Annotated in this window: 12 protein-coding genes and 5 tRNA genes; 8 read left to right on the top strand and 9 right to left on the bottom strand. The window is 64.7% G+C overall.

Annotated features, from left to right (window positions below; all coding sequences use genetic code 11):
• Positions 1 to 22 precede the first annotated feature (22 nt).
• The 9 genes from FHR95_RS09530 to ccoN form a co-directional block, all read right to left on the bottom strand.
• Complete coding sequence (locus tag FHR95_RS09530) at positions 23 to 721, bottom strand: sulfite exporter TauE/SafE family protein (protein ID WP_183314211.1); 699 nt, start codon at positions 719 to 721, stop codon at positions 23 to 25.
• Positions 721 to 939, bottom strand: coding sequence for a cbb3-type cytochrome oxidase assembly protein CcoS (gene ccoS / locus FHR95_RS09525; protein WP_040185447.1), 219 nt, complete (start codon positions 937 to 939; stop codon positions 721 to 723). Before ccoS ends, FHR95_RS09530 begins: the two co-directional genes overlap by 1 nt.
• Positions 936 to 3,419 carry a heavy metal translocating P-type ATPase gene (locus FHR95_RS09520; RefSeq protein ID WP_183314210.1) on the bottom strand — a complete coding sequence of 828 codons (2,484 nt, stop codon included), beginning with the start codon at positions 3,417 to 3,419 and terminating at the stop codon, positions 936 to 938. Before FHR95_RS09520 ends, ccoS begins: the two co-directional genes overlap by 4 nt.
• A 19-nt stretch (positions 3,420 to 3,438) precedes the next feature.
• Complete coding sequence (locus tag FHR95_RS09515) at positions 3,439 to 3,951, bottom strand: FixH family protein (RefSeq protein WP_183314209.1); 513 nt, start codon at positions 3,949 to 3,951, stop codon at positions 3,439 to 3,441.
• Entirely contained in the window at positions 3,951 to 5,384 is a 1,434-nt protein-coding gene (gene ccoG, locus FHR95_RS09510) for a cytochrome c oxidase accessory protein CcoG (RefSeq protein WP_040185452.1), read from the bottom strand. The genes FHR95_RS09515 and ccoG overlap by 1 nt, the downstream gene beginning before the upstream one ends.
• A gap of 133 nt (positions 5,385 to 5,517) precedes the next feature.
• Complete coding sequence (gene ccoP, locus FHR95_RS09505) at positions 5,518 to 6,447, bottom strand: cytochrome-c oxidase, cbb3-type subunit III (protein WP_040185453.1); 930 nt, start codon at positions 6,445 to 6,447, stop codon at positions 5,518 to 5,520.
• Complete coding sequence (locus FHR95_RS09500) at positions 6,444 to 6,659, bottom strand: CcoQ/FixQ family Cbb3-type cytochrome c oxidase assembly chaperone (RefSeq protein WP_040185454.1); 216 nt, start codon at positions 6,657 to 6,659, stop codon at positions 6,444 to 6,446. Before FHR95_RS09500 ends, ccoP begins: the two co-directional genes overlap by 4 nt.
• Before the next feature lie 2 nt (positions 6,660 to 6,661).
• Complete coding sequence (gene ccoO, locus FHR95_RS09495) at positions 6,662 to 7,270, bottom strand: cytochrome-c oxidase, cbb3-type subunit II (RefSeq protein ID WP_183314208.1); 609 nt, start codon at positions 7,268 to 7,270, stop codon at positions 6,662 to 6,664.
• 23 nt (positions 7,271 to 7,293) lie between these two features.
• The gene (gene ccoN / locus FHR95_RS09490; protein WP_040185459.1) at positions 7,294 to 8,718 is read right to left on the bottom strand and encodes a cytochrome-c oxidase, cbb3-type subunit I; all 1,425 of its coding nucleotides are present in this window, start codon (positions 8,716 to 8,718) and stop codon (positions 7,294 to 7,296) included.
• A 163-nt stretch (positions 8,719 to 8,881) separates the two neighbouring features.
• Between ccoN and FHR95_RS09485 the strand changes: the two genes are divergently transcribed.
• The 8 genes from FHR95_RS09485 (at position 8,882) to FHR95_RS09450 (ending at position 14,633) form a co-directional block, all read left to right on the top strand.
• Positions 8,882 to 9,604 carry an alpha/beta family hydrolase gene (locus tag FHR95_RS09485; protein ID WP_246378482.1) on the top strand — a complete coding sequence of 241 codons (723 nt, stop codon included), beginning with the start codon at positions 8,882 to 8,884 and terminating at the stop codon, positions 9,602 to 9,604.
• 136 nt (positions 9,605 to 9,740) lie between these two features.
• Positions 9,741 to 9,816: transfer RNA gene (locus FHR95_RS09480), tRNA-Val, on the top strand.
• Between the two features lie 42 nt (positions 9,817 to 9,858).
• Positions 9,859 to 9,935 (top strand) — tRNA-Asp (locus FHR95_RS09475).
• Between the two features lie 37 nt (positions 9,936 to 9,972).
• Positions 9,973 to 10,049 (top strand) — tRNA-Asp (locus FHR95_RS09470).
• A gap of 39 nt (positions 10,050 to 10,088) precedes the next feature.
• Positions 10,089 to 10,165: transfer RNA gene (locus FHR95_RS09465), tRNA-Val, on the top strand.
• Between the two features lie 3 nt (positions 10,166 to 10,168).
• Positions 10,169 to 10,245: transfer RNA gene (locus FHR95_RS09460), tRNA-Asp, on the top strand.
• Positions 10,246 to 10,422: 177 nt separating this feature from the next.
• Entirely contained in the window at positions 10,423 to 12,435 is a 2,013-nt protein-coding gene (locus FHR95_RS09455; RefSeq protein WP_183314207.1) for an oxidoreductase, read from the top strand.
• Positions 12,436 to 12,710: 275 nt separating this feature from the next.
• On the top strand, positions 12,711 to 14,633 hold the full coding sequence (locus FHR95_RS09450; RefSeq protein ID WP_040185463.1) for a PrkA family serine protein kinase: 1,923 nt from the start codon (positions 12,711 to 12,713) through the stop codon (positions 14,631 to 14,633).
• Position 14,634: the final 1 nt, after the last annotated feature.

Here is a 14,634-nt window from a genome sequence, read left to right as displayed (position 1 = left end):
CGAGGGGAAATTGGTGTCGGCGTCAATGAGCGGCCGAGACCGGCAGCAGCGTCCACAGCTGCCAGAGGGCAAAGACGATGATCGAGAGTGCCGCGAGGCTGCGGGTAGCCGGATGACGGATCAGCGTATTGAGTTGTCGGGCGGCCAGGCCGGTGGCCACCAGGGCCGGCAGGGTGCCGAGTCCAAAGGCTCCCATCAGGGCGGCGCCGCGCCAGGGCTCGGCGATCGCCAGGCTCCAGGCCAGCATGGAGTAGACCAGCCCGCAGGGCAGCCAGCCCCAGATAGCCCCCAGCGCCACCGCCTGGGGTACCTGCACCACCGGCATCAGGCGCCGTCCCAGGGGTTCGAGGTGCTTCCACAGGCGGCGTCCCAGGGCCTCGATCCGCAGCAGTCCCTTCCACCAGTTGGCGATATACAGGGCCATCAGGATCAGCATCACGGCGGCCAGCACCTGGAGCGCCAGTCGCGTCTCGGGGGTGAGGGCGACGATAGTGCCGAGTCCCGCGACCAGGGCGCCGGCGACCATGTAGCTGGCGATCCGCCCCAGGTTGTAGCTCAGCAGCAGCCCGGAAAGGCGTATCGGGCTGCGCATGCTGGGCGGCACGGCGAAGGTCAGGGCACTCATGATGCCCCCACACATGCCGATGCAGTGGGCACCCCCGAGCAGGCCAAAGATGAAGGCGGCGACCAGTGGCGGCAGATCGAGACCGGTAGGGTCCATCAGTCGCGGCGTTCCTTGTCGTCAGCAGGGTGGTCGTCGTGCTGCTGCTGGGGCCGTTCATCCTTGGGGCGGTCGTTGTCGTCCTCGTCGAAGAGGATGCGGTAGGCGGGCCCCTCCAGGTCCTCGAACTGGTCGTGCTTGACGGCCCAGAAGAAGGCCCAGACGGCCAGTCCCAGCAGGATCAGCGAAAGGGGGATCAGCAGGTAGAGGATGCTCATGCATTCACCAAGCGGGCAGCGTCGTGGCCGGCCTGACGAGACGGGGCGTCGCGATTCAGGCGCAGGGCATTGCCGACGACGACCAGAGAGCTGGCCGACATGCCGATGGCCGCCAGCCACGGCGGCACGAACCCCATGGCGGCCAACGGTAGAGCCGAGACGTTGTAGACCAGCGCCCAGACCAGGTTCTGGCGGATGATGCGCCCGGTAGCCCGGCTGGTCTCGACGGCGTCGACGATACGCCCCAGCCGCGGGCTGAGCAAGACGGCGTCGGCGCGGGTCCGGGCCAGGTCGGTGGCACCGTTCATGGCAATGGCCACATCGGCGCCGGCCAGTACCGGCACATCGTTGATGCCGTCACCGACCATGGCGACGCGTTCTCCGCTGTTCTGCAGCGTCTGGAGGCGGGCCAGTTTGTCCTCGGGGGTAGCAGACGCCTGCCAGTTATCAATGTCCAGGCGTCGCGCCATGTCGGCCACTGCCGACGCGGTATCACCGGAGAGCAGCTCCACGGCCAACCCGCGCGCCTTGAGGGCCTCGACCGTCTCTCTCGCATCTTCCCGAAGGCGGTCGTGGAGGGCAAACCAGGCGCGCGGCTGACCCTCCTCGGCCAGCAGCAGCCATTGTCCCTCGCCGGGCAGCGCCGGCGGGCATTCGGGGGCGGCGAACTCGGGCCTGCCCAGTCGCCAGCAGCGGTCGTCGATGCGGCCCTCCAGTCCCTGGCCAGGGCGGCTGAGCACCTCGTCGGCGATGATCCTCGCCTCGCGGAAGGGGCGGAAGGCCCGTGCGATGGGGTGTTCCGACTGGGCCTCCAGGGCCGCCGCCACACTGCGCGCGCGTGCCGCGTCCAGCGCACCGTCCGGTGCACCGATCAGGCGGGTCTCGACCAGACTCATCTCGCCGCTGGTCAGGGTGCCGGTCTTGTCGAAGATCACCCGGTCGAGCTGGGACAGTGTCTCGAGGGCATCGGCGCGGGTGATCAACACGCCGCGGCGATGCAGGCGGCCATGGCCGGCGGTCAAGGCCGTGGGCGTGGCCAGTGCCAGGGCACACGGGCAGGTGACCACCAGCACCGACAGCGTCACCCAGAGCATTCGGTCGGGGTTGATGAACCACCAGGCAACGGCCACCCCGACCGTGACCAGCAGCACCTGCAGCACGAAGTGGTGGGCCATGCGTGCCGCCAGTTGGGCGACGCGGGGGCGGCTGGCGAAGGCGCGGTCGGTAAGGTCGATGATGCCGGCCACCCGGGCATCGGCGCCGGCATGGGTAACACGCACCGTCAGGGGACTCTCGATGTTCTGGCTGCCCCCGGTCACGCCGTCACCAACCCCGCGGGTCACCGGCAGGTACTCCCCGGTGAGCATGGACTCGTCGAGGCTCGACTCGCCGGACTCGATCACCCCGTCAGCCGGCACGCCATGGCCGGGCTTGACCAGCACCCGGTCCCCCGCAGCAAGCTCGCTGGCCGGCAGAATGCGCTCCTCGCCCGACTCGGTCAGGCGGGTCGCCGAGAGCGGTAGGGCGCCAGACAGGGCGTTGCCGCTGTGTCCGCTGCGGCGCCGGGCACGCGCCTCCACGTAACGGCCGAAGAGCAGGAAGAAGGTGAACATGGCCACTGAATCGAAATAGACGTCACCGTGACCGGCGATTACCGCATAGCCACTGGCCAGGTAGGCGCCGCCAATGGCCAGCGATACCGTGACGTCCATGCCCAGCATGCGGGTCTGCAGGTCGCGCAGGGCATTGCGGAAGAAGGGTTGAGCCGAGAACAGCACCACCGGGGTGGCCAGCGCAAAGGAGAGCCAGTGGAAGAGAGCCAGGAAGTCGGCGCTGATCTCGTCGGGGCCGGCCACGTAGATGGGGATCGAGAACATCATCACCTGCATCATGCCCACGGCAGCGACGATCAGGCGGCGCACGTTCATGCGCTCCTCATGCTGCAGGCGCTGCTGTGCGGCATCCGGTTCCCAGGGCTGGGCGGGGTAGCCGATGGCGGCCATCTCGGCGAGGATTCGTGACAGGGCGACCCGCTCGGGGTCCCAGCTGACCCGCAGGCGGTGATGGGTGAGATTGACCGCGCTGGTGGCGACACCTGCCAGGGCATTGAGGCGATGCTCGATCAGCCAGGCGCAGGCCGCACAGGTGATCCCGTCCACGGCCAGGGTGGCATAGACCGCCCCGTCGTCACCGTCGGGGTGCACGAAGCGGGCCTGTAATCCCGGGTCATCGAAGACCGCCCAGGTGTCGACCCTGGCCGCCTGGCGATCGTTCGGGCGCTCGGGAAGCTCGGTGCGGAAACGGTAGTAGCTCGCCAGACCACCATCGACGATGGCGTGGGCCACGGCCTCGCAGCCGGGGCAACAGAGCGGGTGACGCGACTCGTCGAGGCTGATCGACCAGGGTGCATCCGGCGGCACCCGGCTGCCGCAGTGGTAGCAGTCGGGGGCCGCGTCAGGCGTCTGGGAACGGTGGGTCATGGTGTCTCGTTGGCAGGCCCTAGAGGCCGGGTACCAGGGCAATCTCGTCGTCGCTGGGGAAGGTGGCCTCGCCGGTCAGGCGCCATTCGGCATCCTGACCTTCGGTGGGCTGCAACTGCAGGTACCAGCGGTAGTTGAGCGGCTCCTCGATCATGCCGACGTAGCGTCCCTCGCGGACATGTTCCAGGGTCAGCGAACGGTCACGGTGGCTGTCGGTGGGAAAGATCAGCGCCAGGTGGAGGCGCTCCGGACGTCGCTCTCCCTGCAGGTCGACGACGATGTCGCCGGTGAGGGCGTCAGCGCGCATCACCGCCTCGAGGCCCAGTGTCTGGGCGTGCTTCTGCTTGGCCAGCTGCTCGTTGATGGCCAGCCCTTGCTTGTAGTAATCGCCGCCCACCGAGCCATCATAGTAGCGAATCGACAGCGTCAAGTAGGTCAGGCTGAAGATGATCGAAGACGCCAACAGGCCGATCAGAAACCAGGGCCAGAACTGCTTGTACCACGGGGGAATGCTTTCCGGTTCCGCACTCATCAGCGGGTCTCTCCTAGGAATCGGCTGTCACGTTCGACGGCGATGTCGGCATCCTTGGCTTCCAGGCGCAGGATGATCTCGGCGCTGGGGCGGTCGATGGCATCGGCTGGCACGCTGGCCTGAATCACCAGCTGGCGGGAGTCGCTGGCGGGCACGCTGACTTCATGAGTATCCAGGGTCAGGCCCGGCAGGCCGGAAGCCTCCAGCCGGTAGACATGCGCCTCGCTGTCGAGGTTGCGCACCGTCAGGGTGTAAACATTGCTGATACGTCCGTCGCGGGTCATCTGGAACAGCTGGTTGCGGTCGCGCTCCACATCGAAGCCGAGTGGCGTGCGATCAGCCACCGCCCAGGCGAAGACCCCGATCATCACTACCAGGGCGGCCAGATAGCCCATCAGGCGCGGCCGCAGGATATGCGTCGGTTTACCCTCCAGCGCGTTCTCGGTGGTATAGCGGATCAGGCCACGCGGATAGCCCATCTTGTCCATTACGCTGTCGCAGGCATCGATGCAGGCTGCGCAGGTGATGCACTCGTACTGCAAACCGTTGCGAATATCGATGCCGGTAGGGCAGACCTGGACACAGAGGTCGCAGTCGATGCAGTCGCCGTGACCGGCGGCCAGGGCCTGCTCATGGCTCAGGCTCTTCTTGCGCGGGCCGCGCGGCTCGCCACGTGCCTCATCGTAGGACACGATCAGGGTGTCGCGATCGAACATCACCGACTGAAAGCGCGCGTAGGGGCACATGTAGATGCACACCTGCTCGCGCAACCAGCCGGCATTGAGGTAGGTGAAGACCAGGAAGAAACCCACCCAGAAGTAGGACCAGCCATGGGCATCGAGCGTCGGCAGCTCCACCACCAGGTCGCGGATGGGAGTGAAGTAGCCGACGAAGGTAACGCCGGTGGCCAGGGCAATCAGCAGCCAGATGGCGTGCTTGGCGGATTTACGCCATAGCTTGTCGGTGGTCATTGGCTGCTTGTCGAGCTTGATGCGGCGGTTGCGCGACCCCTCCAGGCGGTGCTCGACCCAGATGAACAGGAAGGTCCAGACACTCTGCGGACAGGTATAGCCGCACCACACTCGGCCGGCGAACACCGTGATGAAGAACAGGCCGAAGGCACAGATGATCAGCAACCAGGAGAGCAGCATGAACTCCTGGGGGTAGAAGGTCGCCGAGAAGATGTGGAACTCGCGACCGGGCAGGTCGAACCAGATCGCCGGACGATCACCCCAGGGCACCCACGGCAGAAGGAAGAAGGCCAGCATCAGGGCCCAGTTGGATGTGCGCCGCAGGCGCTGGAAGAAGCCCTTGATTTCGCGCACATAGATATGTCGCCGGCTGGCGTACATGTGCTGGGTGACGGCTCCCTGCGGAGTGTGATGCGCCACCGGATCCGAGGTGACGTCGTGGGTCGGGATCTTCTCGCTCATGGCAGGCTCACGGCTGGCAAGGAAAACAGGATCTCAGGAGACCGCTGTAAAGGCCAATATTGTATCGAGATGGCCGCACAACGAGAAAGGGTGCGACCGGAGGCCGCACCCTTCAACGTCGGCAGCGCTGTCCTCAGTCCTCGAGGCGCAGGCTATAGACGTAGGCGGCGACGAGATGGACCTTGTCCTCGCCGATGTAGGCGGCCTGCGCCGGCATGTGGCCATTACGACCGTTACGCAGCGTCTGGCGCACCGAGTCCGCAACACTCTGGCCCGGTGCCAGATAGAGCCAGGCATCGTCGGTCAGATTAGGTGCGCCCAGCGCCTGATTGCCGGTGCCGTCGGGCATATGGCAGGCCGCGCATACCGAGGCGAAGGTCGCCGCGCCGCGCTCGGCACGCTCGGCATCATGCTCGAGCCCCGACAGCGATAACACATGCTGGGTGACGTTCTCGATGTTCTCGCTGCCCAGCTGCTGCCAGGAAGGCATCAGGCCGTTGCGGCCGTTGGTGAGGGTTTGGACGATATTCTCCGGCGCGCCGCCATAGAGCCAGGCGTCGTCGGTGAGGTTGGGAAAGCCGTAGCCGCCCTTGGCATTGGAGCCGTGGCAGATCGCGCAGTTGTTGAGGTAGATGCGCTCGGCGACCTGCATGGCCTCGCCGTCCGTGGCCAGTTCCGGGATCGGGACTTCCTGGTACTGGGCGAAGATGGGGGCGAAACGTTCCTCGGCGCGGGCCACTTCCTCTTCCCACTGGCTTTCCTGACTCCAGCCCAGCAGGCCGGCAAAGTTGCCGAGGCCGGGGTAGAGCAACAGGTAGCCGAGAGAAAAGATGATGGTGCCGACATACAGCTGCAGCCACCAGCGGGGCAGCGGATTGTCGTACTCCTCGATCTCGTCGGCGGCATGGCCGGTGGTTTCGACGTTGCCCTCGGCATCGGGGGTCTTGTCGGTCTTGCGGTTGGCGTAGAGCAGCCAGAAGGCAATCCCGATGGAGCCCAGCGTGATGACGATGATCCAGGCACTCCAGAAGCCGGAAAGGGAGTCACCCCATAAATAGTTCATGTATTCTTGTCTCCCCTGTCATGACGGGAATCGGTCTCGCGCGAGGCGCTCGTGTCACGGTTCACTGGTGCATCATCCTCATCGGCGAAGGGCAGGTTTTTCGCCTCGTCGAAATCCTTCTTGCGACGGCTCGAGTAGGCCCACAGCGTCAGTCCGATGAAGGCGATGATCAGGATACCCGTGATGATGCCGCGAAAGGTTCCGGTATCCATGGTCAGCGTGTGCCCTCGAGCACGGTCCCAAGCTGTTGCAGATAAGCGATCAGCGCGGTGATCTCCTGTTCGCCTCGCACTTCCCTGCCGGCGTTCTCGATCTGCTCGTTGGTATAGGGCACGCCGAGGGCGCGCAGTGCGCGCATCTTCTTCGGTGTGTCCTCGCCATCCAGGGTGTTCTCGAACAGCCACGGATAGGCGGGCATGATCGATTCCGGCACCACATCACGGGGGTTGTACAGGTGAGCGCGGTGCCAGTCATCGCTGTAACGGCCACCGACACGGGCCAGATCCGGCCCGGTCCGCTTGGAGCCCCACAGGAAGTTGTGCTCGTAGACCTGTTCGCCAGCGACACTATAGGGCCCGTAGCGCTCGGTCTCGGCGCGGAAGGGGCGAACCATCTGCGAGTGACAGCCGACGCAGCCCTCACGACGGTAGATGCCGCGGCCTTCCAGCTCCAGCGCCGAGAGCGGTTCGAGCCCCTCGACGGGTTCGGTCGTCTGTTTCTGGAAGAACAGTGGCACAACCTCGGCCAACCCGCCGAAGCTGATCACCACCAGGATCAGTACGGCAAGCAGGCCGACGTTCTTTTCGACGATCTCGTGTTTCATTGGTGTCGGTTTCCCCGGTTAGCTCAGGCAGTCTGCGGAATCGGCTGACGGGCGCCTTCGTCACGCCGGACTGTCATGAAGACGTTGAAGGCCATGATCAGCATGCCCGCCACCCAGCACAGGCCGCCGATCAGGCGCACGATGTAGCCCGGGCCGCTGGCCTCCACGGCCTCGACGAAGGTGTACATCAGGGTGCCGTCGGGGTTGATGGCGCGCCACATCAGGCCCTGCAGGATGCCGTTGACCCACATCGAGGCGATATAGAGCACGGTGCCGATGGTGGCCAGCCAGAAGTGCACGGCGATCAGGTTCACCGAGTGCATCTCGGTGCGGCTGAACAGGCGCGGGATTAGGTGGTACATGGAACCGATGGTGATCATCGCCACCCAGCCCAGGGCGCCGGCATGCACGTGGCCGATGGTCCAGTCGGTGTAGTGGGAGAGCGCGTTGACGGTCTTCACCGCCATCATCGGACCTTCGAAGGTGGACATGCCGTAGAACGAGAGCGCGACGACCAGGAAGCGCAGCGTGGGGTCGGTGCGCAGTTTATGCCAGGCGCCGGAGAGGGTCATCATGCCGTTGATCATGCCGCCCCAGGAGGGAGCCAGCAGGATGATCGACATGATCATGCCCAGCGACTGGGCCCAGTTGGGCAGGGCCGTGTAGTGCAGGTGGTGCGGGCCGGCCCACATGTAGACCATGATCAACGCCCAGAAGTGGACAATCGACAGGCGGTAGGAGTAGACCGGGCGCTCGGCCTGCTTGGGCACGAAGTAGTACATCATCCCCAGGAAGCCAGCCGTCAGGAAGAAGCCCACCGCGTTGTGCCCGTACCACCACTGCACCATGGCGTCGATGGTGCCGGCGTAGATGGAGGTGGAGTACATGGCGGTGACCGGGATGGCGGCGTTATTGACGATATGCAGCACCGCTACGGTCAAGATGAAGGCGGCGAAGAACCAGTTGGCCACGTAGATGTGGGAGGTCTTGCGCTGCTTGAGGGTCATCAGGAAAACGATGGCGTAGCTGACCCAGACCACCGCGATCAGGATATTGATCGGCCACTCCAGCTCGGCGTATTCCTTGGTGGTGGTGTAGCCCAGCGGCAGCGAGACCACTGCGGAGAGGATCACCGCCTGCCAGCCCCAGAAGGTGAAGGCCGCCAGCTTGTCCCCGAACAGTCGGGTCTGGCAGGTCCGCTGCACCACGTAGTACGAGGTGGCGAACAGCGCCGAACCGCCAAAGGCGAAGATCACGGCGTTGGTGTGCAGCGGGCGCAGGCGGCCGAAGCTCGTCCAAGGCAGTCCCAGGTTCAGTTCCGGCCATACCAGCTGTGCGGCAAGGATGACACCGAGGGCCATGCCCACGATGCCCCACACCACCGTCATGATCGCGAACTGCCGAACTACCTTGTAGTTGTAGGTCGGGTGTTCAAGTGCTGTGCTCATGTCAGGTTCCCATCGAACGCGGTTTGGGGGTGTCCCGCGGCATTCTGCCTCGGGGTGACCTCCGCAGGATGATGCAGGTCTATAACCAGAGCTGATTCTAGCGCAGGCGTGCGACAAGCTGAACACGCCAATGTGTTGATTCATGAACGCGAAGAGGGTGAAATTGACAGACTATTTTTGTCGGGATTTACTCCGCATCGACCGTGAGGCGCTGCGCGGATTGCTGCGCGATGGCGAGCCGGGACGCTGGAATATCGAGGGGCGCGGTCCGCTGGAAGTGCGCGGAACGTGTCGCAATGGCCGGCTGCTGATGGCCCATGGCGCCGGTGCAGGACAGGATTCAACCTTTCTGCAACGGTTGCGTGATGCCCTGGCAGGACAGGGCGTGCAGACACTGGCCATCGAGTTCGCCTACCTGCAACAGATGCGTCGTGAAGGTCGGCGGCGACCACCGCCGAGGGTCGACCGCCTGGTCGATGAACTGTCGTTCTGGTGCGACATTGTGTCGCACGTCGATCTTCCCAGGCCCTGGCTGGGGGGCAAGTCGATGGGTGGGCGCGTCGCCAGTCTGCTGGCGGCCCGTGACGGGGCTCGGGGCCTCGTGCTGTGCGGTTACCCGTTTCACCCGCCGGGCAAGCCCGAGCGCCTGAGGCTCTCCCACTGGCCGTCACTGGCGTGTCCGACACTGGTCGTGCAGGGCAGTCGTGACCCCTTCGGCAATCGTGACGAGGTCGGGGGCTATGAGCTTCCCGGCATTGCGCGCCTGCACTGGCTCGAGAGCGGCGACCATGACTGGAAGCCGCGTCGCACCTCGGGCAGGACCCAGGCGGCGCTGATCGATGAAGGGGCGGGCGCGATTGCAGCCTTCATGGCCGCCCAAGCCTGAAACGCCCGTCGCGCGTGCGGTACGGGCAAGTCGATGAAAGGGCAGAGGTAATTCGGTGTGGTGCCTTCCTGAGCGGTAGTACAAAAAGCGTTGACATTACCCGGCACCCCTGTAGAATGCAGCGCCACGTGACCGGGGGTGGTTAGCTCAGCTGGGAGAGCACCAGCCTTACAAGCTGGGGGTCACAGGTTCGAACCCTGTACCACCCACCATCGCTCCGGCGATGCCCGATCATGTAGCTGGAAGAGAGCAGCGGACCGGTAGTTCAGTTGGTTAGAATGCCGGCCTGTCACGCCGGAGGTCGCGGGTTCGAGTCCCGTCCGGTCCGCCAACGTCTTCCCCGTAGCATAAGTTGTAGGTCATCTTGTGGACCGGTAGTTCAGTTGGTTAGAATGCCGGCCTGTCACGCCGGAGGTCGCGGGTTCGAGTCCCGTCCGGTCCGCCATGATGACGCGACGACAGCAGTAAATTTGCAGTAACGCGTGGGTGATTAGCTCAGTTGGTTAGAGCACCAGCCTCACATGCTGGGGGTCACTGGTTCGAGTCCGGTATCACCCACCACGCGGACCGGTAGTTCAGTTGGTTAGAATGCCGGCCTGTCACGCCGGAGGTCGCGGGTTCGAGTCCCGTCCGGTCCGCCATCTGCAGTCGAATTCTTCAGCCCCGGAGCCCTTCATGGCTCCGGGGCTGTTTCGTTGGTCCCCGCTTTATTCTCCTGCATCCGGCATCATCACGGGGTAATGACCCTTTGCGTCCCGCGCCCCGGCTATCATACAGTTGTTTGAATATATCACCGCCACGACCGTGAGGATCCTGCCGTGAGTGCTTATCCCCAACTGTTCCGCCCCCTGAAGGTCGGCCACCTGACGCTTCCCAACCGGGTGCTGATGGGTTCGATGCACACCAACCTCGAGGAGGCGACCGGCGGCTTTGCACGGCTGGCGGCCTTCTATGCCGAGCGGGCGCGGGAAGGCGTGGGGCTGATCGTCACCGGCGGCATCGCGCCCAATGCCGAGGGTGCCGTCTTCGAGGGGGCGGCGACGCTGGAGCGCGCCGAGCAGGTAGCCGACCACCGTGGGGTGGTCGAGGCCGTGCATGCCGCCGGGGGACACATCTGCCTGCAGATCCTTCACGCGGGGCGTTACGCCTATACGCCAGAGCTGGTGGCGCCCTCCCCGCTGCAGGCGCCGATCAACCCGTTCGTGCCGCGGGAGCTCGCCACTGACGAGATCGAGGCGCGCATCGAGGCCTATGTGTGCTGCGCGGTCCTGGCCCAGGAAGCCGGCTACGACGGCGTCGAGGTGATGGGGTCGGAGGGCTATCTGATCAATCAGTTCATCTGTCCGCGCACCAACCATCGCGATGATGCCTGGGGGGGCAGCCTCGAGAATCGCCTGCGCTTTCCGGTGGCAATCGTCGAGCGCATCCGTGAAGCGGTGGGGAGCGACTTCCTGCTGATCTTTCGGCTGTCGATGATCGACCTGGTGGAGGAGGGCAGCACCTTCGAGGAGGTCGTCGCCCTGGGGCGCGCCCTCGAGGCCGCCGGGGTCGATGTGATCAACACCGGTATCGGCTGGCACGAGGCGCGCATTCCCACCATCGTGACCAGCGTGCCGCGGGGGGCCTTCACCGAGGTGACCCGGCGCATGAAGGCCGAGCTCACGGTGCCGCTGATCACCACCAACCGGATCAACATGCCGGAGGTGGCCGAACAGGTGCTCGCCGAGGGTCACGCCGACATGGTCTCCATGGCGCGTCCCTTCCTGGCCGACTCGGCCTGGGTGAGCAAGGCGGCCGAGGGGCGCAGCGAGGAGATCAACACCTGCATCGCCTGCAATCAGGCCTGCCTGGACCAGGTCTTCCTGGGTCGGGTGACCTCTTGTCTGGTCAATCCGCGTGCCTGTCACGAGACGCAGCTGGAGATCGCCCCGGCCGCTGCGCCGCAGGCGATCGCGGTGGTGGGCGGCGGTCCGGCTGGGCTTGCCACCGCGGTTACCGCGGCCGAGCGTGGCCATGCCGTGACCCTGTTCGAGCGCGCCACCGAGTTGGGGGGCCAGTTCAACCATGCGCGCCGGATTCCCGGCAAGGAGGAGTTCGACGAGACGCTGCGCTACTACCGGGTAAGGCTCGACCGGCTGGGCGTCGCGATCCGGCTGGGTACCGAGGCTGACGTCCAGGCCCTGCGTGCCTTCGATGTGGTGGTGCTGGCCAGTGGCGTGCGGCCACGCCGACTCGACCTGCCGGGTATCGACCACCCGACGGTGATCGACTATCCGACGGCGATCACCCATCCCGAGCGGGTCGGCCGACGCGTGGCGATCATCGGCGCCGGGGGCATCGGCTTCGACGTGGCCGAACTTCTGACCCACGTTGGCGAGTCCGCCCCCGCGGTCGGCGCCTGGTGCGACGAGTGGGGGGTGGATCTCGGCGTCTCGCGGCGCGGTGGCCTCAAGCCGGCCGAGCGGCTCACGGCCCCGCGGCAGGTCGTCATGCTGCAGCGCAAGACCAGCAAGCCAGGCAAGGGGCTTGGCAAGACCACCGGCTGGGTCCACCGGGCCTCGCTCAGACATCGCGGGGTCGAGGCGCTGACCGGCTGCGAGTATCTCGGCATCGATGACGACGGACTGCATATCCGCCTCGAGGGAGCTTCACGCTGCATCGCGGTCGATACCATCGTGGTCTGCGCGGGCCAGGAGCCGGTCCGCGATCTGCTCGCACCGCTCCAGGCGACCGGCATGGCCGTGCACGTCATCGGCGGTGCCGACGAGGCGGCGGAGCTCGATGCGCGCCGGGCCATCGATCAGGGAACGCGACTGGCCGCGCGTCTCTGACCCCGTTCCCGGCCGTCGTGCTGCCCCCTGCTGCCTGCCTGACGCTGATCTGCCCGCCGGCCCTCTGCGGCGGGCTTCGTCCATTGAGCGTTTAATCTTTACTGATTTTCCATGAACCGAGTAACGCTTGCCGGGCTCTCAGTGGATAGGGCTCGGCTGCGTTGATTGGTGTGGCAAACCGTTATCCGCTGATGCTGTCTACGCTGAAGAGACCCCACCCTGGCCTGTCATCACCATGTCGAGTGGCTGGGGAATCGGGCATACAGGAGGCATCGATGAGCATCTTCGATCATGTGCAGAACCGCTTCTCTCGCGTCCAGCAGGAAGAGATGAGCCTGCAGGAGTATCTGGAACTGTGTCGCCGGGAGCCCGTGGCCTATGCGTCGGCGGCCGAGCGAATGCTGGAGGCCATTGGCGAGCCAGAGGTGATCGATACCGCGAAGGATCCGCGGCTGTCACGCATCTTTTCCAACAAGGTGATTCGACGTTACCCGGCCTTTGCCGAGTTCTACGGCATGGAGGAGGCCATCGAGCAGATCGTCGCCTACTTCCGCCATGCCGCCCAGGGACTCGAGGAGCGCAAGCAGATCCTCTATCTGCTGGGGCCGGTGGGGGGCGGCAAGTCGTCTCTTGCCGAGCGCCTCAAGCTGCTCATGGAGAAAGTGCCCTTCTATGCCATCAAGGATTCTCCGGTCTACGAGTCCCCATTGGGCCTGTTCTCCCCTGAGGAAGACGGCGAACTGCTGGAGAAGGAGTACGGCATTCCCCGTCGCTATTTCAAGAGCGTGATGTCGCCCTGGGCCGCCAAGCGCCTCAAGGAGTACGGTGGCGACATTTCGCAGTTTCGGGTCGTGCGTCTCTACCCCTCGCGGCTCAACCAGATCGCCATCTCCAAGACCGAACCCGGTGACGAGAATAACCAGGATATTTCCTCGCTGGTGGGCAAGGTGGACATTCGCCAGCTCGAGCTTTACTCCCAGGATGATCCGGACGCCTACAGCTTCTCTGGCGGGCTGTGTCGTGCCAACCAGGGGCTGATGGAGTTCGTCGAGATGTTCAAGGCGCCGATCAAGGTGCTGCATCCGCTGCTGACGGCGACCCAAGAGGGCAACTACAACCCCACCGAGGGCATGGGGGCGATCCCTTTCGACGGTGTGGTGCTGGCCCACTCCAACGAGAGCGAGTGGCAGACCTTCCGAAACAACCGCAACAATGAGGCCTTTCTCGATCGTGTCTATATCGTCAAGGTGCCCTATTGCCTGCGAGTGACCGAGGAGATCAACATCTACAAGAAGCTGCTCGAGCACTCGTCGCTGGCCGAGGCCCCTTGCGCACCCGACACGCTGCGGATGCTGGCCCAGTTCTCGGTGCTTTCCCGGCTCAAGGAGCCGGAGAATTCGAGCATCTACTCCAAGATGCGGGTCTACGATGGCGAGAACCTCAAGGACACCGACCCCAAGGCCAAGTCGATTCAGGAATATCGCGATGCGGCAGGGGTCGATGAAGGCATGGAGGGGCTGTCGACGCGCTTTGCCTTCAAGATCCTCTCCAAGGTGTTCAACTTCGATAACCACGAGGTGGCGGCGAACCCGGTGCATCTGCTCTACGTCCTCGAGCAGCGCCTGGAGCAGGAGCAGCTGCCTCGCGAGACCTTCGAGCGCTACCTGCGCTTCATCAAGGAGTTCCTGGCCCCGCGCTACGTCGACTTCATCGGCAAGGAGATCCAGACGGCCTATCTCGAATCCTATTCCGAGTATGGCCAGAACATCTTCGACCGCTACGTGACCTACGCCGATTTCTGGATCCAGGATCAGGAGTTTCGCGATCCTGAGACCGGTGAATTCCTCGACCGCCAGGCCCTCAACGAGGAATTGGAGAAGATCGAGAAGCCGGCGGGCATCTCCAACCCCAAGGACTTTCGCCACGAAGTGGTCAATTTCGTGCTGCGGGCGCGTGCCCAGAACAATGGCATGAACCCCAGCTGGCAGTCCTACGAGAAGCTGCGCGGGGTGATCGAGCACAAGATGTTCGCCAACACCGAGGAGCTGTTGCCGGTGATCTCCTTCAACGCCAAGGCCTCGACGGCAGATCAGAAGAAGCACGAGGACTTCGTGGCACGCATGGTCGATCGCGGCTACACCGAGAAACAGGTCCGCCTGCTCTCTGAGTGGTACTTGCGGGTCCGTAAGTCGCAGTAGG

The sequence above is a fragment of the Halomonas fontilapidosi genome, assembly GCF_014192285.1.
Lineage (GTDB): Bacteria > Pseudomonadota > Gammaproteobacteria > Pseudomonadales > Halomonadaceae > Halomonas > Halomonas fontilapidosi.
The sequence above is the reverse complement of the archived record's forward strand: the minus strand, read 5'-3'. Positions and strand labels throughout refer to the sequence as shown.